At 68.2% G+C, this 20,184-nt stretch carries 19 protein-coding genes; 4 read left to right on the top strand and 15 right to left on the bottom strand.

The window, feature by feature from the left end; translation table 11 throughout:
• Positions 1–4: 4 nt before the first annotated feature.
• From WS70_RS25810 to WS70_RS25745, 14 genes are all read right to left on the bottom strand, one after another.
• A complete protein-coding gene (locus WS70_RS25810; RefSeq protein WP_059598393.1) occupies positions 5–817 on the bottom strand; it encodes a carbohydrate ABC transporter permease in 813 nt (270 codons plus the stop codon).
• A complete protein-coding gene (locus tag WS70_RS25805; RefSeq protein WP_059472973.1) occupies positions 805–1,683 on the bottom strand; it encodes a carbohydrate ABC transporter permease in 879 nt (292 codons plus the stop codon). The genes WS70_RS25810 and WS70_RS25805 overlap by 13 nt, the downstream gene beginning before the upstream one ends.
• A gap of 78 nt (positions 1,684–1,761) precedes the next feature.
• Positions 1,762–3,036, bottom strand: coding sequence for an ABC transporter substrate-binding protein (locus tag WS70_RS25800; RefSeq protein WP_082716399.1), 1,275 nt, complete (start codon positions 3,034–3,036; stop codon positions 1,762–1,764).
• A 517-nt stretch (positions 3,037–3,553) separates the two neighbouring features.
• Positions 3,554–4,678, bottom strand: a complete 1,125-nt coding sequence (locus WS70_RS33470; RefSeq protein ID WP_226382973.1) for a lytic transglycosylase domain-containing protein — start codon at positions 4,676–4,678, stop codon at positions 3,554–3,556.
• A 1-nt stretch (position 4,679) separates the two neighbouring features.
• Positions 4,680–5,801: an EscU/YscU/HrcU family type III secretion system export apparatus switch protein gene (locus WS70_RS25790; protein ID WP_059472975.1), complete on the bottom strand. Its 1,122-nt coding sequence runs from the start codon at positions 5,799–5,801 to the stop codon at positions 4,680–4,682.
• Complete coding sequence (gene sctT, locus WS70_RS25785) at positions 5,798–6,580, bottom strand: type III secretion system export apparatus subunit SctT (RefSeq protein WP_059598392.1); 783 nt, start codon at positions 6,578–6,580, stop codon at positions 5,798–5,800. The genes WS70_RS25790 and sctT overlap by 4 nt, the downstream gene beginning before the upstream one ends.
• Positions 6,581–6,590: 10 nt before the next feature.
• A complete protein-coding gene (locus WS70_RS25780; RefSeq protein WP_059472977.1) occupies positions 6,591–6,860 on the bottom strand; it encodes an EscS/YscS/HrcS family type III secretion system export apparatus protein in 270 nt (89 codons plus the stop codon).
• A 19-nt stretch (positions 6,861–6,879) separates the two neighbouring features.
• Positions 6,880–7,530, bottom strand: a complete 651-nt coding sequence (sctR, locus tag WS70_RS25775; RefSeq protein ID WP_059598391.1) for a type III secretion system export apparatus subunit SctR — start codon at positions 7,528–7,530, stop codon at positions 6,880–6,882.
• A gap of 78 nt (positions 7,531–7,608) precedes the next feature.
• Positions 7,609–8,703 (bottom strand): type III secretion system cytoplasmic ring protein SctQ, encoded by a 1,095-nt coding sequence (sctQ, locus tag WS70_RS25770; protein ID WP_059598390.1) that lies wholly within the window; start codon positions 8,701–8,703, stop codon positions 7,609–7,611.
• Positions 8,684–9,190 carry a hypothetical protein gene (locus tag WS70_RS25765; RefSeq protein WP_059598389.1) on the bottom strand — a complete coding sequence of 169 codons (507 nt, stop codon included), beginning with the start codon at positions 9,188–9,190 and terminating at the stop codon, positions 8,684–8,686. Before WS70_RS25765 ends, sctQ begins: the two co-directional genes overlap by 20 nt.
• 4 nt (positions 9,191–9,194) lie before the next feature.
• Positions 9,195–9,578 carry a hypothetical protein gene (locus WS70_RS25760; protein WP_059472981.1) on the bottom strand — a complete coding sequence of 128 codons (384 nt, stop codon included), beginning with the start codon at positions 9,576–9,578 and terminating at the stop codon, positions 9,195–9,197.
• Positions 9,551–10,888, bottom strand: a complete 1,338-nt coding sequence (locus tag WS70_RS25755) for an EscN/YscN/HrcN family type III secretion system ATPase (RefSeq protein WP_059598388.1) — start codon at positions 10,886–10,888, stop codon at positions 9,551–9,553. The genes WS70_RS25760 and WS70_RS25755 overlap by 28 nt, the downstream gene beginning before the upstream one ends.
• Positions 10,875–12,968 (bottom strand): EscV/YscV/HrcV family type III secretion system export apparatus protein, encoded by a 2,094-nt coding sequence (locus tag WS70_RS25750; RefSeq protein WP_059598387.1) that lies wholly within the window; start codon positions 12,966–12,968, stop codon positions 10,875–10,877. Before WS70_RS25750 ends, WS70_RS25755 begins: the two co-directional genes overlap by 14 nt.
• Positions 12,965–13,255: a secretion protein gene (locus WS70_RS25745; protein ID WP_010121059.1), complete on the bottom strand. Its 291-nt coding sequence runs from the start codon at positions 13,253–13,255 to the stop codon at positions 12,965–12,967. Before WS70_RS25745 ends, WS70_RS25750 begins: the two co-directional genes overlap by 4 nt.
• Positions 13,256–13,513: 258 nt before the next feature.
• On the opposite strand from WS70_RS25745, the gene WS70_RS25740 reads away from it, so the two are divergent.
• Positions 13,514–16,285 carry a two component system sensor kinase gene (locus WS70_RS25740; protein ID WP_059472984.1) on the top strand — a complete coding sequence of 924 codons (2,772 nt, stop codon included), beginning with the start codon at positions 13,514–13,516 and terminating at the stop codon, positions 16,283–16,285.
• An 11-nt stretch (positions 16,286–16,296) separates the two neighbouring features.
• Here WS70_RS25740 and WS70_RS25735 read toward each other — a convergent pair whose 3' ends face one another.
• The gene (locus tag WS70_RS25735) at positions 16,297–16,947 is read right to left on the bottom strand and encodes a two component system response regulator (protein WP_059472985.1); all 651 of its coding nucleotides are present in this window, start codon (positions 16,945–16,947) and stop codon (positions 16,297–16,299) included.
• Between the two features lie 116 nt (positions 16,948–17,063).
• On the opposite strand from WS70_RS25735, the gene WS70_RS25730 reads away from it, so the two are divergent.
• The 3 genes from WS70_RS25730 to sctD are packed head-to-tail and all read left to right on the top strand — an operon-like array spanning position 17,064 to position 20,171.
• The gene (locus WS70_RS25730; RefSeq protein ID WP_226382866.1) at positions 17,064–17,453 is read left to right on the top strand and encodes a hypothetical protein; all 390 of its coding nucleotides are present in this window, start codon (positions 17,064–17,066) and stop codon (positions 17,451–17,453) included.
• Positions 17,450–18,955, top strand: a complete 1,506-nt coding sequence (locus WS70_RS25725) for an EscC/YscC/HrcC family type III secretion system outer membrane ring protein (RefSeq protein ID WP_226382865.1) — start codon at positions 17,450–17,452, stop codon at positions 18,953–18,955. Before WS70_RS25730 ends, WS70_RS25725 begins: the two co-directional genes overlap by 4 nt.
• Positions 18,956–18,962: 7 nt before the next feature.
• Complete coding sequence (gene sctD, locus WS70_RS25720; RefSeq protein ID WP_059598386.1) at positions 18,963–20,171, top strand: type III secretion system inner membrane ring subunit SctD; 1,209 nt, start codon at positions 18,963–18,965, stop codon at positions 20,169–20,171.
• Positions 20,172–20,184: the final 13 nt, after the last annotated feature.

Below are 20,184 nucleotides of genomic sequence, written 5' to 3'. Positions count from 1 at the left end.
CTCCTTATTTGCCTTTGAGCATCGAGTTCAGCAGCCGGCTCAGCATGCCGACGAAGACGAGGGGCGGCAGCGCGAGCAGCACGGTGGATGCGTTGATCACGCCCCACGGCACTTCCTGGCCGAGCGACGTGAACGCGGACGCGACGACGGGCAGCGTCTCGCTCCTCGACGACGTGAGCGCGAGCGCGATCATCAGCTCGTTCCAGACGAGTACGAAGCTGAACACGACGCCGCCCAGGAGCGTGCTCGCGCAGACAGGCAGCGCGACGCGCCAGAACACCGCGTACGGCCCGTAGCCGTCGAGCTCGGCCGCTTCCTCGATCTCGCGCGGCAGCCGGCGGAACACCGGGATCGACAGCCACGTGATCGTCGACAGCGTGACGAGCAGGTACGTGACGATCATCGACAGCTTCGTGTCGTAGAGCCCGAGGTCGACCCAGATCGCGATCAGCGGGATCGCGACCGCGACGGGCGGCAGGAAGCGCAGCGACAGCAGGAAGAACTGGATGTCGCGCTTGCCGCGCACCGGATAGCGCGCGATCGCATACGCGGCCGGCACGCCGAAGAGCGCGCCGAGCGCGACGGCCGCGCCGACGATCGCGAGGCTGTTGCCGAGGCCGATCAGCACTTCGGGGCTCGACAGCACCTGCCGGTAGTTGTCGAGCGTCGGCGTGAAGATAAAGCGCGGCGTCGGCGTGACGATGTCGAGCAGATGCTTCAGCGAATTGAGAAACGCCCAGAACAGCGGAAACACGGCGACGAGCGCGATCGCGCCGCCGATCGCGACAGTGCCGCCGCGCGCAATCAGTCGTCCCATTTGTTGACCCGTTTCCAGATGAACGTGAACACGAGCGTCGTGGCGACCATCATCAGCACCGCCATGCTCGATGCGTACGAGACCTTGCCCGACAGCCCGATGCCTTGCGCGTACGCGTACATGTCGAGCGTCTCGGTCGCGATGCCGGGGCCGCCTTTCGTCATCACGTAGATGAGGTCGAACGAGCGCAGCGATTCGACCATCTTGATGAACACGAGGCTCATGATCGGCGCCTTCAGCATCGGCAGCGCGATGTACGCGTAGACCTGCCACGTCGACGCGTAGTCGAGCCGCGCCGCTTCGAGCGGCTCGGGCGGAAGCGTCTCCAGGAGCTTCAGGACCACGACGGAGAAGAAGAGGCCCCATTGCCAGACGTCGACGAGCGCGACCGCGAAGAGCGCGAGATGCGGATCGGCGAGGAACGCGGCGCTCGATACGCCGAGCGCGCCGAGCAGCCAGCTCGAGATGCCCGTGAGCGGCGCGTACATGAACTTCCAGATGAACGCGGCCGACACGCGCGGCAGCAGCACCGGCATGATCAGGATCAGCACCGCGAGGTTGCGCGCGCGGCCGTGCACGCGCTCGAACAGAAAGACCGCGAGCACGATGCCGACGGCGACCGCGCCCGCGACCGTGACGACCTCCCACAGCGCCGACACTTCGATCGCGTTCAGGAAGCGCCGGTCGGACATGAGCCGCGCGAAGTTGCGCAGTCCGACGTAATCGCTGTCGGTGTAGCGCAGCACGCGGTTTTTCAGCGCGAGGTTGACGGCCGCGATCGTCGGCACGAGGCCGAGCACCGCCATCAGTGCGAGCGGCGGGCCGAGGAAGAGCCAGGGCAGGCTCGTCTTGCCACGATTGAACATGAAGGACTCCGGCGAAGAGGGCGATGCGGGGCGGGCGGCGAGGCGCGGCGGCGGCGTTGCAGCGCCGCCGCGCGGCCGTCACTTGCGCGACCCGTGCTCCATCGCGTCCTTCGCGTACTGGACGGCGTCGTCGAGCGCGCCCTGCACGTCGGTCTGCGTGCCCGTAAAGATTTCCTCGAGCGCGATGCCGAGGTTGTCGCCGATGTCGGGCCATTGCGGCGTCGCCCAGATCGTCGCCTTCGTCACCGGGTTCGTGTCATTCAGGCCGGACAGGATCTGCGGCTTCACGTGCTGCCTGAAGTAGTCGCTGCCGATCGTGCTCGTGCGGTTGTAGTCGCTGAACACGCCGTTGCGCAGCCGCGCCTGTTCCTGGTCCTTGCTCGTCGCCCACGCGATGAAGCGGCCCGCCGCCTGCCGCGTGCAGTCGTCCTTCGCGCCGACCGACGAGATCGCGAGCCCGTGCCCGTACGCAGCCGACGGCAGCGGCGCGGGCGGCCTCACGTAGCCGACCTTGCCGGCGACGCTCGACTTGCCCGGATCTTCCATCCAGTCGGCGAACGGCGTCGATTCGATCATGAACGCGACCTTGCCCGAGCGGAACGCTTCGAGTGCGTTGCTCCAGTCGTAGGTCGCGGCGCCGGGCGGCGCGTACTTGAAGAGATCGCGGTAGCGCTGCGTCGCCTGCACGGCGGCGGACGAATTGAACGCGGGCTGCCCGTGCTTGTCGGTCCACGCGCCGCCTTGCGCGAGCATGAACGGCGCCCAGCGCCACACGTTCATTCCCGAGCCGCGCTGGCCGCGCGCGACCCAGCCGTACAGCTTCGGCGGCGCGTTCAGCTTCCTGATCGCAGCGACCAGCTCGTCGACCGTCTTCGGCACCGGAATGTGCGCGGCGTCGAGGAGGTCGCGGCGGTAGAACAGGAAATCGCCGCCGCCGATGAGCGGCGCGAAGTACGCGACGCCCTTGTAGCTCGCGACCGCGCGGCGGCCGGGCAGAAAGTCGTCGTAGTCGTATTCCTTCGGGTAGTACTTGAGGAGCGGGGCGATCCAGCCGGCCGACGCGAATTCGGCGACGTTCGCCTCGTCGACGTAGTAGATCTGATACGAGCCCGCGCCCGTCGACGCGTCGAGCCGCGATTTCGCGCGGCGGTCGTTCTCGCCGAAGTAGCTGATCTCGATTTTCGTGCCGCTCTTTTTCTCGTAATCGGACAGCGACTTCTCCATCACCGTCAGACCGAGGCTCTTCTGCGCGAGCACCCTGAGCGTCGGCGCCTTGCAGACCTGCGCCGCCGCGGCGGCCGGCAGGCAGGCGGCGATCAGCGCGCCCGCGGCCAGAAATCGCAACTTGTTCACCCGTGTCTCCTTGATCGTATTTGTCGTCCGTCGTGCAGGCAGGGCCGACGGCAGGAGGAACTGTAGTGATTCGCGACGCCTGTTCACTACGTCAAAAGAAACCGGTTGCCGATACTTTTTGCTCACGGTGGGCGCTGCGCCGCACAATTTGTGTCAGTCCGCACGGCGGGCGTCCGAGGGCGCGGAGCAAGGGCGGCAGACGCTGTTCTTGCGTCACCGCCGCTCGGGAAACCCGATCGCATGATTGGCGGCTGTCGAGCGGCTGTCGGGCTGCCTTCGGCGGTCGTATCGACGCGCGTTCCGGCCGCGATGCTCGCTGTCCGCTCGTGCGATGTCCGGCGGCTTCGCGCTGCGATACGACGATCGCCGCCGGCGCATTCCCTTGCAGTCGCTACGATGCCGGCCGAAGCACGGCGCAGCATCCTTCGAGTGCATTCGACGCGCCGTTCGATGACATATCGAGCCGGCGCACGAGCGAACCGCGCCGTGAATGCGGAGGCGGGGCGCGCGAATCGCGTCACCGGAGGCGAGGCTCGGGCGTCGACAACAGCATTCCGCCGAGTTTCGCGAGCAGCTCGCCTGCGGTGAGGCGGGGCGACGCCCGGGATGCCGTCGGCGCGCGAAACGCCGTTTGCGCGGCTGCGCGCGGCTCGCCGTCGAATCGCGTATCGTCCGGCGGCGAGCATGCGCCCCGGTAGCACGCGAGCACCTGGCGCACGTATGCCTGCGTTTCCCGATAGGGCGGAATCCGGTCGCGGTACTTGCGTACGGCGCCTTCGCCGGCGTTGTACGCGGCGAGCGCGAGCGTCAGGTCGTCGTCGAATTCGCCGAGCAGCCATTTCAGATAGGTCGCGCCGGCGCGCAGATTCGCGTGCGGATCGCGCAGGTCGCGAAAGCCGAAGCGCGCGCTGGTCGCCGGAATCACCTGCATCAAGCCGGTCGCGCCCTTCGGCGACACCGCGTTCGCGTCGTAGCCGGACTCGACGCGGATCATCGCGTGCAACAGCTTTGCGTCGAGACCGAATTCGCGGGCGACCGAGGCGACGAGCGTGTCGTAGCGCGTCGATCGCGGTGTGGCGGATGTGGCGGCGGGTGTCGCGGCAGGAACGACGTTCGCGGGCGACAGTGGGTTGGAAGAAGTCGATGCCGATGCCGGAGTCGGAGTCGGAATCGGAGCCGAAGCCGAAGTCGAAGTCGAAGTCGAAGTCGAAGTCGAAGTCGAAGTCGAAGTCGAAGTCGAAGTCGAAGTCGAAGTCGAAGTCGATGGCGATGGCGGATTCGGATTCGAAGCCGACCGCGGAGTCGAAGTCCCCGCCGTTGCAGCCGCCTCCGTATCCGCCGTCTCGTCGTCGGACGCAGCCGCGCGCACGGACGTGTGTGCGCCCGCACCCGGATCGTCCCGCTCGGCAGACGGCGTCGTCGCCGTCACGGACGACGGCGCGAATGCCGCGAGCGCCGTCGATCCGATACCCGCTCGATCACTTCCAGCCGCAGCCGACTCGTCGACATAAGGCGTCCAGACGAGCGGCGCGGGCGGCTCCTGCGCGTTCGCGCCCTGCGCGGCCGTCAGGCCGGCGATCGCGAACGCCGCCGCCCGCGCCGCGCACGCCGCCCACGATGCGGCCCGCAGAAGCGAACGCATCTCAACGGCCGGCGTCATCGCGTGGAGGACGCGCACCGTCATCTTGTGCGTGTTCATCGTGGTCCTCATCGCGCACGCCGTCTTCGTCGTAGCGCAACTGCATCGCGACGCGCAGGATGTGCGCAACGGGCTCGAACAGATCGGGCGGGATGCGCTGCCCGACGTCGAGCCGGTTCGCGAGCGCACGCGCGAGCGGCACGTTCTCGACGACGGGCACGCGCTCGCGCTCGGCGAGCGCGACGATGTGCAGCGCCATCCTGCCGCGGCCGATCTCGAGCACCTCGGGCAACGGCGTCTCGTCGCGCTGGTAATAAAGGCACACCGCGACGTGCGTCGGATTGCGCACGACGACCGTCGATTTCGCGACGTTCGCGGCAAGGCTGCCGCTTTGCACTTCGCGATGGATTTCGCGGCGCTTGTGCTTGATCTCCGGGTTGCCTTCCGAATTCTTGAACTCCTGCTTGATGTCTTCCAGCGACATCATCAACTGCTTCGTCGTGTTGTAACGCTGGAACGCGAAGTCGGCGATGCCGAACACGACGTAGAAGCCGATGAGCGCGGCCCACATCCAGTACAGCAATTGCGTGCTGACCGCGAGCCCGCATTCGACGCTGCAAAGCGGCAGGAACTGCAGCGAAGGCGCGTACTGGCGGATCAGATAGAAGAAGATCGCGGACAGCACGCCGACCTTGAACAGTGACTTCGCGAACTCGAACAGGCTTTTCAGCGAGAACATCTGCTTCAGGTTCGCGAGCGGATTGATCTTGTCGAGCGACGGCTTGAGCGCTTCGACGGCAAGCAGCGGGCCGATCTGCGCGATCGCGGCGACGACCGTCATCGCGATCACGAGCGCCGCCATGCCGAGCGTGAAGCGGATCAGCACGGCGGCGAGCGCGCGCATCCAGCGCGCGGTCGCCGCGGCGAAATCGTCGTTGACGACGGCAATCGACACGTCGACGAGCGCTTCGAACGCCTGCAACAGATGCGCGCCCTCGAACAAGAAATAGCCGAGCAGCACCGCGAGCTGGACGCCGCTCGTGATCTCGACGCTCTTCGCGACCTGGCCTTTCTTGCGTGCGTCCGCGAGTTTTTTCGCGGTCGGCTTCTCGGTCTTCTCGCTCATCTCAGCATGCCGGCGAGCTGAGCGATGCGCTCGGGCAATCGCGAGATTTCGGCAAGCGGCAGCCGGAACGCGAAGCTCGCGCACATGACGAGCAGCAGCAGTGCGAACGCGCTCTTGATCGGCATCGACAGGAAGAACACGTTCAGTTGCTGCGCGGAGCGGTTGACGAGGCCGAGCGCCATGTCGACGAGCAGGATCGCCGCGAGCGCCGGCATCGCGAAGCGCAGGCACAGTTCGACCATCAGCTGCCACTGCTGCGCGAAGAACGCGAGCGCGTCGGGGCCGAAGCGCAGCGGCGCGCCGGGCGGCAGCGTCACGTACGATGCGTAGATCGTCTCGATCAGCGTGTTGAAGCCGCCCGACACGAGAAAGAGCAGCGTGAACACTTGCGAGAACACCATCCCGAACGGCGACGACTGCGCGCCGAGCAGCGGATTGAGCACGCTCGCCATCGACGCGCCGCGCGTCGTGTCGATCAGGAATCCTGCCATGTCGAGCGCCCAGAACGGGATCGCCGCGCAAAAGCCGATCAGCGCGCCGACGCACAGCTCGCCGAGCGCGAGCCGCAGATAAGGCGGCGCGCCGCCGGCCGCGGGCGAGAACGCGGGCCATGCGTCGTGAACCGGCAGCACCGGCAGCGCGATCATCAGCACGAGCGCGTTGCGCACGAGCGAGCCGCCGAGCGTGCCCGGCGTGAACACCGGCACGATCATCAGCGCGCCGAACGGGCGCAGCATCGCAATCGCGACGATCGGCAGCCAATGGATGAGTGTTTGCATGCCGATGTCTCTACGATCTCATCCGGCCGATCTGATCGAAGCTCCGCAACGTGTAGTTGACGAGCACGTCGCCCATCCAGTGATAGGTCGCGGCGAGCGTGACGGCGACCGCGAGCAGCTTGATGAGGAACTGGATCGTCTGGTCCTGGACCTGCGTGAGCGCCTGCACGAGGCTCACCAGAATGCCGACGACCGATGCGACGACAACGACGGGCAGTGACAGCAGCAGCACGAGCCACATCATCTGCGCGGCGAGCTGGGTGATGACGGCTTCGCTCATCGCGGCCGCGCACGCGGCGTCATGAGAACGACAGGAGAAGCTGGCCGATCAGCTTCTCCCAGCCGTGGATCAGCACGAAGACGAGCAGCTTGAGCGGCAGCGCGATCGTCATCGGAGACACCATCATCATGCCCATCGCGAGCAGCACGTTCGACACGATCAGATCGATCGCGATGAACGGCAGGAACAGCAGCAGGCCGATCTTGAATGCTTCGATCAACTGACTGACGGTGAACGCGGGCAGCAGCACGATCAGCGAGTCGTCGGGAATCCGGTTGCGGTATGGCTCGGGCCAGGTCCGGCGGCCGACGTCCGCGAAAAAGCGGACCTGGTCCGGCGCGGTGTTGCGCTCGAGAAACGCGCGATACGGCGCGAGGATCGTCATTTCGACTTGCTGCGCGAAGTCCTTGGCGTCGATCCTGACCGGATGCTCGGCGAGGTTGTCCTGAATCGCGAGCCCGACGGGCGCCATGACGAACATCGTCAGCACGAGCGCGAGCCCGTGCAATGCGATGTTCGGCGGAATCTGCTGCGTGCCGAGTGCGTTGCGCAGCAGCGCGAACACCACGGACAGCTTGAGGAACGACGTGCCCAGCACCACGAGAAGCGGCAGGATCGACAGGGCGAACAGCACGGCGATCAACTGGAGGGGCTGGTCGAAAAGGTTCATCCACGAATCCGGAAAGGCCGATACGCCGCGCATTATCGGTACGCGGGGCGGACCGACCCATCCGGCCGACACCTGAAGTCACGCCTGCAGCAGATACTCGATGCGCACCGCGAGGCGGCCGCCGACGTCGAGCAGCGTGCCGCGCGCGAACGGCTTGCCGGCGACTTGCAGCGTGACGAGGCCGTCGGGCTGCGCGGGGCCGTCGAGCACGTCGCCCGCTCGCAGGCTCGCGAGCCGGGCGAGCGGCACGTCGATCGTCGCGACCTGCGCGACGACGCGCGCGTGCGCGTCGAGCCGCAGCGGCTGCGTGCCGGGCGTGCCGGGCGTACCGGGTGTGCCGGGCGTACCGGGTGTACCGGGTGTACCGGGCGCATCGGGCGCATCGGGCGTGCCGAGCGCGACAGAAGGGGCGACGTCGACATCGACGTCGAGCCAGTCATCGAACGTATCCATCGTCGTTCCAATCGTGTAAGGGCCGGTCCGGCAGCCGAGAACGGTCGCGAGCGGGCGATCGGCGAACAGCGCGAGCTCGCCGTCGGCGGCCGCGTACGCGTGTTGCAGCAGCAGCGCGTCGCCGGGCTGCACGCGCGCGAGCGTCGCCGTGCCGACGCTGCTCCAGCCGGCCGCGAGCGCGAGCCTGACGGCGGGCATCGCGGCGCGACAGTCGGGCGGCGAACCGGACGGCGAATCATGCGGCGGGTCCGCCAGCAATGGTTCGAGCCGGTCGGCGAGCCGTTCGAGCCACGCAAGCGGCGCGTCGACGATGCGCATGTCGAGCGACGCATGCTCGCGCTCGATGCCGAGCGACCATGCGGGCTCGACCGGGCACGCCCCGCATTCGATCGCATCGGCATGCAGCCACACGACGCCGAACGACGCGAGATCCGGCTCGATGCACGCGCAGGTCCACGCGGCGAGTGCGCCGCGCAGTTCGACGGGCACCGCGTCCCAATCCGGCACGCTCAGCACGGGCTCGATCCAGCGGCACCAGTGCGCGGCGTCGACCCACAGACGCACGGGGCCGTCGCTCGTGCGGGCCGACACGATCAGCCCGCTGCCGCCCGCGCGGCGAAAGCGCAGCGTGAGCGCGCCGGCGTCCAGCGCGAGCCGCCGGCCGGCGCCGACTGCGCGCAGTAGCGCGCCCGTCGCGCGATCAATCGGTATCGGTCGCATCGGACCACTCCACCGTGACGGGTTGCGCGAATTGCGCGGCGAGCGCCGCTTCGAGCGGGCCGCGCATTCGTAGTGCGTGCGCGCGGCGGCCGGCGTCGGCCATGGCCGAATCGAGCGCGACGACGAGCGCGCCGCCCGCGAAGCGCGCGCGCAGCGTGAGCCCGGCGAGCGGGCCGTTGGCGATGCGCAGCGTCAGCATGTTGGACGGCGACGGCCGCGAGGCGGCGGGCGCTTTGCCGGGCGGCGCGCCCGCATCGGCCGGCTGCGCGCGCCGGGCTCGCGCGCGTGGGCCGTCGGCCGCGTCGTTTTCCGATGCGTCGCCGGCGCGCGCGCGGTGCGGCGGCGTATCGCCCGGCTGCGCGTCGAGCCAGGCGGAAAACGCATCGGCCGCCTGTTCCGCGTCGCCGCCGGCGGGCGCGAGCGAATCGTGCGATCCGCATGATTCACGGAGTCGCGCGCCGGTCGTCATCGTTTTCACTGCGGACATCGTTTCATTCCAGCAACGCGTTCAGTTTTTCCTGATCGACGAGCGCCCTGCGCAACTGCTCGAGCTGGCCGTCGCGTTCGAGCCGCAGCGCCTGCCACTGCGCGTCGACCGCCTCGATGCGGTCGGCGAGCGTCTGGTCGCGCTGATGAAAGCCGGCGAGCTCGCGCTTGAGCGCCTGCAGCGACGCGTAGTCGTGCACCGCATCGGTGTCCGCGCGCTCGCGCCAGTCGACCCAGAGTGCGCGGCGCGCTTCGAGCAGGCTCGCCTTGCTCGAGAGGAGCGCCGCTTCCTGTTGCTCGAGCATCGCGAGCATGCTGCGTATGCTGCGCTCGCGACGCTTCTTGATCGTCACGAGCGTGGTCAGCGTTGACCGTCCACCGTTGTCCATAACTGATCGATCGTCTGTTCAAAAGTGTTTTTCTCCGTCACCGGCTGGCACAGGAAGCGGCGGATCGCGTCGCGGCGCGCGAGCGCGTCGTCGGCTTCCGGATCGCGTCCCGGCTGATATTCGCCGACCCGCACGAGCAGCTCGATGTCGCGATAGACGGCGTCGAGCCGCCGAAGCCGCGCGGCGAGCGCCAGGTGACGCGCATCGGCGATCTGGGTCATCACGCGGCTCACGCTCGCGCCGACGTCGATCGCCGGATAGTGGTTCGCCTGCGCGAGCTTGCGCGACAGCACGATGTGGCCGTCGAGGATCGACCGGACTTCGTCGGCGACGGGCTCGTTCATGTCGTCGCCGTCGACGAGCACCGTGTAGAGCCCCGTGATGCTGCCCGTTGCCGCCGGCCCCGCGCGCTCGAGCAGGCGCGGCAGCCGAGCGAAGCAGCTCGGCGGATAGCTGCCGGCCGCGGGCTTTTCGCCGGCCGCGAGGCCGATCTCGCGCGCCGCGCGCGCGAAGCGCGTCAGCGAATCCATCATCAGCAGCACGTCGCCGCCTTGGTCGCGAAAGTGCTCGGCGATCGCGGTCGCCGTGTACGCCGCCTTCAGTCGCTCGAGCGCGGGGCGATCGGACGTCGACACGACGACGACCGCCCGTGCGCGCGCTTCCGGCGTCAGCGTGTGTTCGAGAAACTCGCGCACCTCGCGGCCGCGCTCGCCGATCAACGCGAGCACGGTGACGTCGGCGAGGCTGCCGTCGCAGATCATCCCGAGCAGCGTGCTCTTGCCGCCGCCCGCCGCCGCGAAGATGCCGATCCGCTGGCCGCGCCCGCACGTGAGCACGCCGTCGATCGCGCGCACGCCGAGCGGCAGCGGCGTGTCGATGACGGCGCGCGTGAGCGGATCGGGCGCCGCGCGATCGAGGTCGACGCGCGTCGCATCGGCGGGAATCGCGGGACCATCGTCGAGCGGCCGGCCGACGCCGTCGACGACGCGCCCGAGCAGAAAATCGCCGACCGCGATCCGGTGCGGCCGCCCGAGCGCGCGCACCGCGCTGCCCGCCGCGATGCCGCGCGGCTCGGCGAACGGCGACAGCAGCGCCGCGTCGCCGTCGACCGCGACGACTTCGGCGTCGATGCCGCTCGGCTCGAGCCGGCACAGATCGCCGAAGCCGACGCCCGGCAGCGTCGCGCGCACGAGCGTCGGACCGATTTCGACGACCCGGCCGAAGCGGATGCCGGCATCGGGCGCGACGCCGCGCGGCGCGAGCCGTGCGTCGACGAGCGCGGCGACGCGCGCGCGATCAAGCGGCCGCATCGGCGAGCTCCCCGATCAGGTCGGCGGTGCCGATCACGCGCAGCTCCGCCTCGTCGCCGATTTCCTGAAACGACAGCACGGGCAGCTCGCCGAACTCGCGCTCGACCATCTTGCGAACGAAGCGGCGCACGTCGATCGCGGTGACGAGCACGGTGCGACGCAGGTCGGCGTCGGCGAGCGCCGCCTTCAGGCGCGCGACGATCGCGTGCGTGTGCTCGGGCGCGAGCGACGAATACGAGCCGGCGGCCGTCTGCCGGATCGATTCGCGGACCATCGACTCGATCCGGTCGCCGATCATCCAGCAGTTGATCCACGGCTGTCCGGCGCGATGGCGCGTCGCGATGTGCCGCCGCAGCGCGACGCGCACGTATTCGGCGAGCATCACCGGGTCCTTCTCGCGCGGCGCCCATTCGACGAGCGCCTCGAAGATGCCGCGCAGATCGCGCACCGACACGCGTTCGTCGACGAGCCGCTGCAGCACGTCCGCGATCCGGCCGATCGGCATCTGCCGCTGCACTTCCTTCACGAGCTCCGCATAGCGCGATTCCATCGCGTCCATCAGGAAGCGGGTCTCCTGCACGCCGATGAACTGCGCGGCGTGCCGGTCGATGACGAGCGACACGCAGTGCGCGACGCGCGCCTCGTCGCGATGGACGGTTACGCCGAGCGCGGCGAGCGCGTCCGCATGGGCGGGGTCGATCCATTGAAGCTGCAACTGCGCGAACGGCAGCGGCTCGACGCGCACGCGCTGCGCGACGCTCGCGCCGCGCGCGTCGGCGAGCCATTCGTTCGCCGGCATCGCGAGCGTGAGGACGGGCTCCTGATAGAGCAGGATCTGCACGGCGTCGGCGGCGAGCCCCGCGTCCGCCTGCAGATGGATGTCGGGCAGCGGCAGGCCGAGCTGCTCGAACTTGTGCGCGCGCAGCGCGTCGAGCGCTTCGGCGAGCTTCGACGCGCGCACGGCCGATTCGCCGTGGCGGATCATCAGCGGGATTGCGCCCGGCGTCATCGCGAAGCCCGCCTGGCCGCCCGCGTGGCCCGCGAGCGCGCCCGCCGACGCGGCCCCGCCGTGCGCGGCGGCGCCGATGCCCGTCGCGGCCGCGCCGCGCTTCGCGCGTCGGCGCAGATGCCATGCACAGCCGAACACGAACGCGGCGAGCGCGACGAAGTAGACGACCGGAAAACCGGGCAGCAGCGCGAACACGAGCAGCACCGACGCGGCGAGCCAGAGCGCCTGCGGCTGCCTGCCGATCTGCTCGGTGAGATCGGCGGCGAGCGGCTGGCGCGTGTCGCCCGGCACGCGCGTGACGATGATGCCCGCGGTGATCGAGATCAGCAGCGCGGGAATCTGGCTGATGAGGCCGTCGCCGATCGACAGGATTGCGTACGTCGACATCGCCTCGCTCGCGCTCATCCCGTGCATGAACACGCCGACCGCGGCGCCGCCGAGGATGTTGACGAGGATGATGATGATGCCGGCGATCGCATCGCCCTTGACGAACTTCATCGCGCCGTCCATCGCGCCGTAAAGCTGGCTCTCCTTCTGCACGAGGCCGCGCAGCCGGCGCGCTTCGTTCGCGTCGATGGTGCCGGCGCGCATGTCGCCGTCGATGCTCATCTGCTTGCCGGGCATGGCGTCGAGCGAGAAACGCGCGCTCACTTCGGCGACGCGTTCGGAGCCCTTCGTGATGACGATGAACTGGACGATCGTGATGATCACGAACACGATCAGGCCGACGCCGAGATTGCCGCCGGCCGCGAAGCTGCCGAACGTATAGACGATCTCGCCCGCGTCCGCCTGCAGCAGGATGAGCCGCGTCGTGCTGATCGTCAGCGCGAGCCGGTACAGCGTCGTGATCAGCAGCAGCGAAGGGAACACCGAGAATTCGAGCGGATCGCGGATGTACAGCGACATCATCAGCAGGATGATCGACACCATCAGGTTGAATGCGATCATCAGGTCGACGAGGCTCGTCGGCAGCGGCACGATCATCATGAACACCGCGACGAGCAGCAGCACCGCGAGCACGATGTCCTGACGGTCCGCGGCGCGCGCGAGCCACGGCGCGAGCCGTTTCATGCGGCGTCTCCGGCGTGCGCGTCGAGGAGGCGCCGCATGGTCCGGTGGCCCGCGAGCCAGTCGTCGACGCTCGTGTCGCGCGGGAACGCGCAGCTCACGACGAGCTGGCTGCCCGCCGCGAACGCGCGCAACACGAGGCCCTGCATGCGCAGCGGGTCGCAGCGCGCGATGACGCGCATCAGCGCGTCGCGGCGGCGAGCGGCGTCGACTGCGCTCGCAAGCGACAACGTGAGCCGCCCGTCGGCGACTTCGACGAATAGACGCGTGCCCGCATGAGCGAATTCCATTCGCTCGCCGATGCGGGAACAAGGCAGATCGAGGAGGCGTAGCAACTGTTCGAGTCGGCGTTCCGTTTGCAAATCCATGCGGTTCCTTCGTACGCCGAAGATGCGTCGTGATGCGTCGTGATGCGTCGTGAGACAAGGTCGGCACATCTTCCCGAATCGAACCGGCGCGGGGCATACGGTAAAGACCTGAATTGGCCGGCGGGCGAAAAGGCAAAATGCGATAATTGCCGCGCCGATGTTGCGGGGTACACATCAATAATGAGCGCATTGTGGGAGAAGTCGCTGACTGCGCGGATCATGGTGATCCTGAGTTGCGCGATGACAGCCTTCTGGCTGCTGTCCGAATCGATCGGCTTTTATTTTCGATACATCGAGGCGCAAAGAGAGCTGCGCGGCGAGCTGACGTGGCAGCTCGAATCGATCGCGCAGGAGGAAAGCCGCCGCTACGAATACGCGGAGCGCCAGGCGCGGATGCTGATGTCGTGGTGGACCGTGCTCGACGAGCGGATCATCCTGCGCCCGAAGGCGCAGGCATCGGGGCAGCACGCGATCTTCGTGCCGTTCAAGGACGCGAAGGGCAATCGCGAGCTCGTCGAGCGCGCGCGCGAAATCGTCGAAATCTACGGACACGCGGATCCGCGCAACCGGATGGACACGTTCCTGCTGCTGCCGACGGAAGGCATCGTGCTGTTCGAGCCGGAAAGGATGTCGAGGGACGACATGCAGCGCAAGATCGCCGCGCTGTCGACGCTGCGCACGCTGCCGAAGCTGCCCGTCGTCCATTGGGGCGCGGCGATCAAGGATTCGAACGGGATCATCCGCGCGGCGGCCGCCGTCGTCGATCCGAACACGGGCATCATCGCCGGCCAGAATTTGAGGGTCGGCGACTTTCCGGCGATCGCGAAGGACATGGGGCTCGAGGCGCCGCCGCGCTTCGCGCTGCAATCGCAGACGGGCGAGGTGTTCTGGATGGGCGCCGACGTGTCCGCGAAGCCGCCGCCCGCGTTCGTGCTCCCGCCCAAATGCGACCGAACGCACTGGATCCGCCGCGGCGACTACTACGTGATCTGCACGCCGCTGTCCGGCCCGAACTGGCAGGTCGCGGCGATCTACCCGGTCAGCGCGGTCACCGACAAGGCGATGTCGCTGCTGCCGTTGACGACGCGCTGGACCTTCGTCGTGCAGCTCCTGCTGATCGCGTTCGTCTACGTCACGCTGCAGCGGCAGCTCGGCCGGCCGCTACAGCACTTCGTCGACATCATCGACGCGCAGCGCGAAGGCGATCTCGGCCGCCGGCTGCCGACCGGGCGTCGCGACGAGCTGGGCCGGATCGCGAGCGCGTACAACTCGCTGCTCAGCACGGTCAACGCGTATTACAAGACACTCGAAAGCAAGGTGCGCGAACGCACGCGCGAGCTCGCCGAGGCGAAGCGGATCGCCGAATCGGCGAGCCACCGCAAGAGCGAGCACATCGCGAGCATCAGCCACGAGCTGCGCACGCCGCTCAACGGGATCGTCGGCGCACTCGCGCTCTTGAACCGCAGCGCGTTGCAGGCGGAGCAGCGCGATCTCGTGCGCGTCGCGCAGCAGTCTTCGTGCTATCTGCTTGGCATCGTCAACAACGTGCTCGATTTTTCGCGAATCGAAGCCGGTCAGCTCGAACTCGCAAGCGAGCAGACCGATCTGCTCGCGCTGCTCGACCAGGCGATGCTGACGATCCACATCCGCGCGCAGGAGAAGAGCCTCGATCTGCGGACTTTCGTCGCGGCGGACGTGCCGCGGCGCGTATGGCTCGACGGGCTGCGCGTGCGGCAGATCCTGATCAATCTGCTCGGCAACGCGGTGAAGTTCACCGAGCACGGGCACATCCACCTGACCGTCGAGCGCCGCGCCGACATGCTCGCATTCGTCGTCGAGGATACCGGCAAGGGCATTCCGGACGACTATCAAATGGATATCTTCAAGCCGTTCGTGCAAGTGCGCGCGCACGACAGCGGCAACGGGCTCGGCTTGCCGATCGCGTCGCGGCTCGCGAACCTGATGAACGGCGAGATCCTGCTCGACAGCAAGCTCGGCAAGGGCACGCGCTTCACGGTGCTGCTGCCGCTTCAGGCGGACGAGATGGCGCCCGCGCCGCTCGCCGGCACGCTCGTCGCGCCGGCCGCGCTGCACATGCAGATGCGCGTGTGGGGCCTGCAAGTCGAAACGGGCGACAACGCGCTGTTCCCGATACCCGAATCGGGCTATCTGCCAGGCAAGCTCTGGGACAAGGTCGTGCTCGCGCTGCGCGGCGAGGCCGTGCAGGAAGAGGTCGTGCCGAAGGCGATCTGCCCGTGGTCGCTGAAGATCCTCGTCGTCGACGACGTCGCGGTGAATCGCGACATCGTCGGCAAGATGCTGCGCGAGCTCGGACATCGGACGCGCGCGGCCGCGTCGGGCCAGCTCGCGCTGAAGCTCGGGCGCTCGCACGTGTTCGACCTCGTGCTGATGGACGTGCGCATGCCCGAGCTCGACGGGATGGCGACCGCGAAGCGCTGGCGGCACGTCGCCGAAGGCGTGCTCGATCCGGACACGCCGATCGTCGCGCTGACGGCGAACGCATCGCCCGCCGAACACGAGCGCGCGAAGGCGGCGGGGATGAACGGCTATCTGACGAAGCCGGTTTCGCTCGAGCAGCTCGCCGACATGATCAACCAGGTCGCGTCGACGCAGCTCGCACGCGGCGTCGAGCTCACGCCGAACGCGAAGTCGTGCTCGCCGCTGTTCGACCTGAACGATGCGGCGATGCGCGAGAAGCTGCATCAGGCGCTCGTCGATCTGCACCGGCAGATCGACGCCGCATGGCACGCGAGGGATGCCGCATCGATGCTGAACGTGCTGCACGCGCTGAAGGGCTGCGCGGGACAGGGCGGGCTCGATCTCGTGCGCGAGGCGGCCGAGCAGCAGGAGCGTCAGGTGCGCTCGGGCGGCTGGATGAGCGGTCAGGACGTGCGAGACCTGGCGGAGCTGATCTCGATTCAGTTTGCGTGACCGGCGCGGCGTCAGTGCAGGCCGAGGCGATGCGCCCAGTTGGCGAGTTCCGCCGCATTGTGCGCGTCGAGCTTGCGCATCAGATTCAGTCGATGGGTCTCCACGGTCTTGATCGTAATCGTGAGCTTTTCTGCGATGTCGCGATTGCGGCAGCCTTCCGAAATCAGTTTGAGCACCTGACGTTCGCGCGGCGTGAGCGCGACCGCGCCGTCGGGAACGGCCTTCGTCGTGACCTGATCGACGTTGAGCGCCGGATCGATCACCGTATGGCCGCGCCACACTTTCCAGATCGCGTCGAGCAGCGTCTGCTTTGAGCTGTTCTTCAGCAGGTAGCCGTTCGCGCCGGCCGTGAGCGCCGCGCTCGCGCGATGTTCGGTGGTCTCGGCCGTGACGATGAGAATGCCGAGGTCCGGCCAGCGCCGCCGCAACTGATGGATCACGTCTAGGCCGTTCATGCCGGGCAGGCCGAGATCGAGCAGCACGATGTCGGGATCGAGCCGCTGGCAGGCCGCATACACTTCGAGGCCGTTGCTGACTTCGTCGACGACGGAGAGCGGCGGCGACGCGTCCAGCAGGTTCTTGAGGCCCAACCGCAGCAGGGGATGGTCCTCCACGACCAGGATGCGTATCTCGGCGGGAGCGGCGGTATGCGTGAGAGCCATAGGACGGGTGCCAGACGAAGAAGAAAAATTACTCAAGGCGTCCGAAGTTCAGGTGATGACCGGATCGATTCTATCAAGGTCTATCTTGAAAATGTCATGCCATGAAGCACGGATACTTGACTGATCTTCCCGCATGCATCCGGCACGTCGGATCGGTTTCGATCGGCGGCGCGCAGCGCGGTCGCTGGCCGCTGACGATGGACGAGCTGAGCGGCTGGTGCGGCGGCGGCGCGTACGGGGTGTGCGTCGCGTTCGCGGTCGACGGCGCGCCGCACGACGCCGCGTGGCTCGCGCATGCGGCGCTGTGGCTCGCGTCGCTGCGCAGCCAGCCCGACGATGCGCTGTGGCTCGACGACGGCAAGCTGTATTTCGTGCGCCGCTACGACTGCGACGTCGATGCGGCCGTCTTGCGCGTCGGGATCGAGCAGCAGGGCGCCGTCGCGCGCTGGCTGAGCGCGCATCACGAAGCCGCGCGCGGCATGCGTCATGCGGGACCGTGCGAATGATGCGTTCGCTTCACGGCGCGCGCGTGCGCGCGCTCGCCGCCGCGACGCTCGCCGCGAGCGCGTCCGCGTGGGCCGCGCCGATGCCGACGCACGGCGCGGCGCCGTTTTTTCTCGCGACGCGCGGCGCGAAGCTCGCCGACGTGCTGCGCGATCTCGGCGCGAACTACCGGGTGCCCGTCATCGTCAGCGAGCAGGTGGACGGCGCGTTCATCGGCACGCTCGACGGCGGCCCGCCGGAGGCCGCGCTCGATCGGCTCGCGCGTCTCTATCAGCTCGCGTGGTACTACGACGGGCAGACGCTCTACGTGTATCGCGCGCGGGAGGTGTCGGCCCGGCTGGTCGCGCTCGACTATCTGCCGTCCGCGACGCTGATCGAGCAGCTCCGCGCGGCGAAGCTGCTCGATCAGCGGCAATGCCGCGTGCAGGCGATTCCGCAATCGAACGCGATCGAAGCGTACGGCGTGCCCGTCTGCCTCGAGCGCATCGCGCAATTCGCGAAGCGCCTCGATCAGCAGGCGATCAATCGCGAGCAGAACCAGGAATCGGTGCGCTTCTTTCCGCTCAAGTACGCGACGGCGGCCGATACGTCGTACAGCTATCGATCGCAGCAGGTGATCGTGCCGGGCGTCGTGTCGGTGCTGCGCGAGATGGCGCAGGGCCGCGCGCTGCCGCTCAAGGACAGCCAGGGGCAGCAGCCGGCGAGCGACCGGCTGCTGCCGATGTTCGCCGCCGACGCGCGGCAGAACGCGGTGATCGTTCGCGACAAGCGCGCGAACATGAGCCTCTACCGCGATCTGATCGAGCAGCTCGATCGCAAGCCGAAGCTCGTCGAGATCTCGGTCGCGATCATCGACATCAATGCGGAGGATCTCGGCGCGCTCGGCGTCGACTGGTCGGCGTCCGCACGGATCGGCGGCGGCTCGATCAGCTTCAACAGCGGCGGCCAGCCCGACGCGGGCAGCTTCTCGACGGTGATCTCGAACACCGGCAGCTTCATGGTGCAGCTCTCCGCGCTGCAGCAGAATTCGAAAGCGCGCATCCTGTCGCGCCCGTCGATCGTCACGCTCGACAACATGCAGGCGGTGCTCGATCGCAACATCACGTTCTATACGAAAGTGAGCGCCGAGCGCGTCGCGAAGCTCGAATCGATTTCGACGGGCTCGCTGCTGCGCGTGACGCCGCGCATCATCGGCGATGCGGGCCGGCAGGAGGTCATGCTGACGCTCGTCGTGCAGGACGGCCGCCAGACGAGCCCGCTCAGCCGTGAGGAGCCGCTGCCGCAGACGCTCAGTTCCGAAATCGCGACGCATTCGCTGCTGAAGGAAGGCGAGGCGCTGCTGCTCGGCGGCTTCGTGCAGGACGAGCTGAGCGAAGGCGAGCGCAAGATTCCGCTGCTCGGCGACATCCCGATTCTCGGGCGTCTGTTCAAGACGACGCGCCAGAGCCAGCGGCATACGGTCCGGCTGTTCCTGATCAAGGCCGATCCCTGGCAGCAGACGTGACGATCCGATGCATAAGCTCAAATGGCTGAACGGACCGCTCGCCGGGCTCGAGTTCGATTTGCCCGCGGGTGCGACGCAAATCGGCGGCGACGACGCGGACGTCGCGCTGCCGCTCGAAGGCGACGCGCGTGCGGTGCTGACGAGCGGCGAAGACGGCGTGCGCGTGTCGGGCGACGCGGGCGTGTGGGTCGATGGCGGGCCGTGGGACGCGGGCGGTTCATTGCCGTTCGATCGCGCGATCGATGTCGCGGGTGTCGCATTCGTGCTCGGCGGCAGCGGCGATGCGCTGTCCGCGCGCCCGGTGCCCGCGCGGCGGCGCGCGGCGAGGCGCCCGACGCGCGAGATCGCGTGCTGGAGCGGCGCGGCGCTTTCGATCGTCGCGATCGTCGCCGGGCTTGCGTTGCTGCTGTGGCGGCCGCCTCAGCCCGCGGGCTTCGATGTCGACGGGTGGCTCGCGCAGCAGCTTCGGGCGCAGGCGCTGCGCGGCCTGCACGCGCTTCGCGCGGCGGACGGTTCGGTCGTCGTGAGCGGACTTTGCGAATCGTCGCGGGACGTCGAACGGCTGCGGGCGCGGCTGCGCGAGCACGGCATCGCGATGCGCGACGAGAGCCTCTGCGCGGACGCGCTGCGCGACAACGTTCGCAACGTGCTCGCGCTGAACGGCTATCGCGACGTCGACGTGCGCAGCGACGCGACGCTCGACAGCGTCGAGATTCGCGGGCCGATCGTCGCCGACGCGGCGTGGCAGCGCGTCGTCGCGCAGCTTCAGATGCTGCGCGGCCTGCGCGCGTGGCGCGTGGTCAACGACCGCGCACTGTGGTTCGGCCGGCTGTACGACGCGTTGTCGAGCCGCGCGCCGCTCGACGGCCTGAATATCGTGATGTCCGGCAAGACGCTGATCGTCAGCGGCTCGGCGGACCCGGCGCATGCGTCGGCGTTGACGGACGCGATCGCCGAATTCAACCGATCGAGCCGCGACGGTTTCGTTGCGATATGGCAGGACGTGCCGTCGCTGCAGACGGCGAGCGCGTACCTGCCCGCTCCCGTCGTGACGGTCGGCGGCCATGCGGGCGCGATCTACGTCGTGCTCGCGAACGGCATGCGTTTGCAACCGGGCGGCGTGCTGCCGAACGGCTATGCGATCGTGCGCCTGACGCGGCGCGCGATGAGCCTGCGCAAGGATCAGCGCCTCGTGTCGGTGCCGCTCGACGTGTGATCATCCCGCAAGG

This window comes from Burkholderia mayonis (assembly GCF_001523745.2).
Classification (GTDB): domain Bacteria; phylum Pseudomonadota; class Gammaproteobacteria; order Burkholderiales; family Burkholderiaceae; genus Burkholderia; species Burkholderia mayonis.
This window is presented reverse-complemented; position numbering and strand designations above follow the sequence as displayed.

Excerpts from the sequence above, each read along its gene's own strand:
- WS70_RS25750 (WP_059598387.1), bottom strand. The coding sequence starts at position 12,968 with ATGAAACGGCTCGCGCCGTGGCTCGCGCGCGCCGCGGACCGTCAGGAC.
- WS70_RS25765 (WP_059598389.1), bottom strand. The coding sequence starts at position 9,190 with ATGTCCGCAGTGAAAACGATGACGACCGGCGCGCGACTCCGTGAATCA.
- WS70_RS25735 (WP_059472985.1), bottom strand. The coding sequence starts at position 16,947 with ATGGCTCTCACGCATACCGCCGCTCCCGCCGAGATACGCATCCTGGTC.
- sctR (WP_059598391.1), bottom strand. The coding sequence starts at position 7,530 with ATGAACCTTTTCGACCAGCCCCTCCAGTTGATCGCCGTGCTGTTCGCC.
- WS70_RS25780 (WP_059472977.1), bottom strand. The coding sequence starts at position 6,860 with ATGAGCGAAGCCGTCATCACCCAGCTCGCCGCGCAGATGATGTGGCTC.
- WS70_RS25740 (WP_059472984.1), top strand. The coding sequence starts at position 13,514 with ATGAGCGCATTGTGGGAGAAGTCGCTGACTGCGCGGATCATGGTGATC.
- WS70_RS25725 (WP_226382865.1), top strand. The coding sequence starts at position 17,450 with ATGATGCGTTCGCTTCACGGCGCGCGCGTGCGCGCGCTCGCCGCCGCG.
- WS70_RS25760 (WP_059472981.1), bottom strand. The coding sequence starts at position 9,578 with ATGGACAACGGTGGACGGTCAACGCTGACCACGCTCGTGACGATCAAG.
- WS70_RS25790 (WP_059472975.1), bottom strand. The coding sequence starts at position 5,801 with ATGAGCGAGAAGACCGAGAAGCCGACCGCGAAAAAACTCGCGGACGCA.
- sctT (WP_059598392.1), bottom strand. The coding sequence starts at position 6,580 with ATGCAAACACTCATCCATTGGCTGCCGATCGTCGCGATTGCGATGCTG.
- WS70_RS25755 (WP_059598388.1), bottom strand. The coding sequence starts at position 10,888 with ATGCGGCCGCTTGATCGCGCGCGCGTCGCCGCGCTCGTCGACGCACGG.
- WS70_RS25745 (WP_010121059.1), bottom strand. The coding sequence starts at position 13,255 with ATGGAATTCGCTCATGCGGGCACGCGTCTATTCGTCGAAGTCGCCGAC.
- WS70_RS33470 (WP_226382973.1), bottom strand. The coding sequence starts at position 4,678 with ATGCGTTCGCTTCTGCGGGCCGCATCGTGGGCGGCGTGCGCGGCGCGG.
- sctD (WP_059598386.1), top strand. The coding sequence starts at position 18,963 with ATGCATAAGCTCAAATGGCTGAACGGACCGCTCGCCGGGCTCGAGTTC.
- WS70_RS25805 (WP_059472973.1), bottom strand. The coding sequence starts at position 1,683 with ATGTTCAATCGTGGCAAGACGAGCCTGCCCTGGCTCTTCCTCGGCCCG.
- WS70_RS25810 (WP_059598393.1), bottom strand. The coding sequence starts at position 817 with ATGGGACGACTGATTGCGCGCGGCGGCACTGTCGCGATCGGCGGCGCG.
- sctQ (WP_059598390.1), bottom strand. The coding sequence starts at position 8,703 with ATGCGACCGATACCGATTGATCGCGCGACGGGCGCGCTACTGCGCGCA.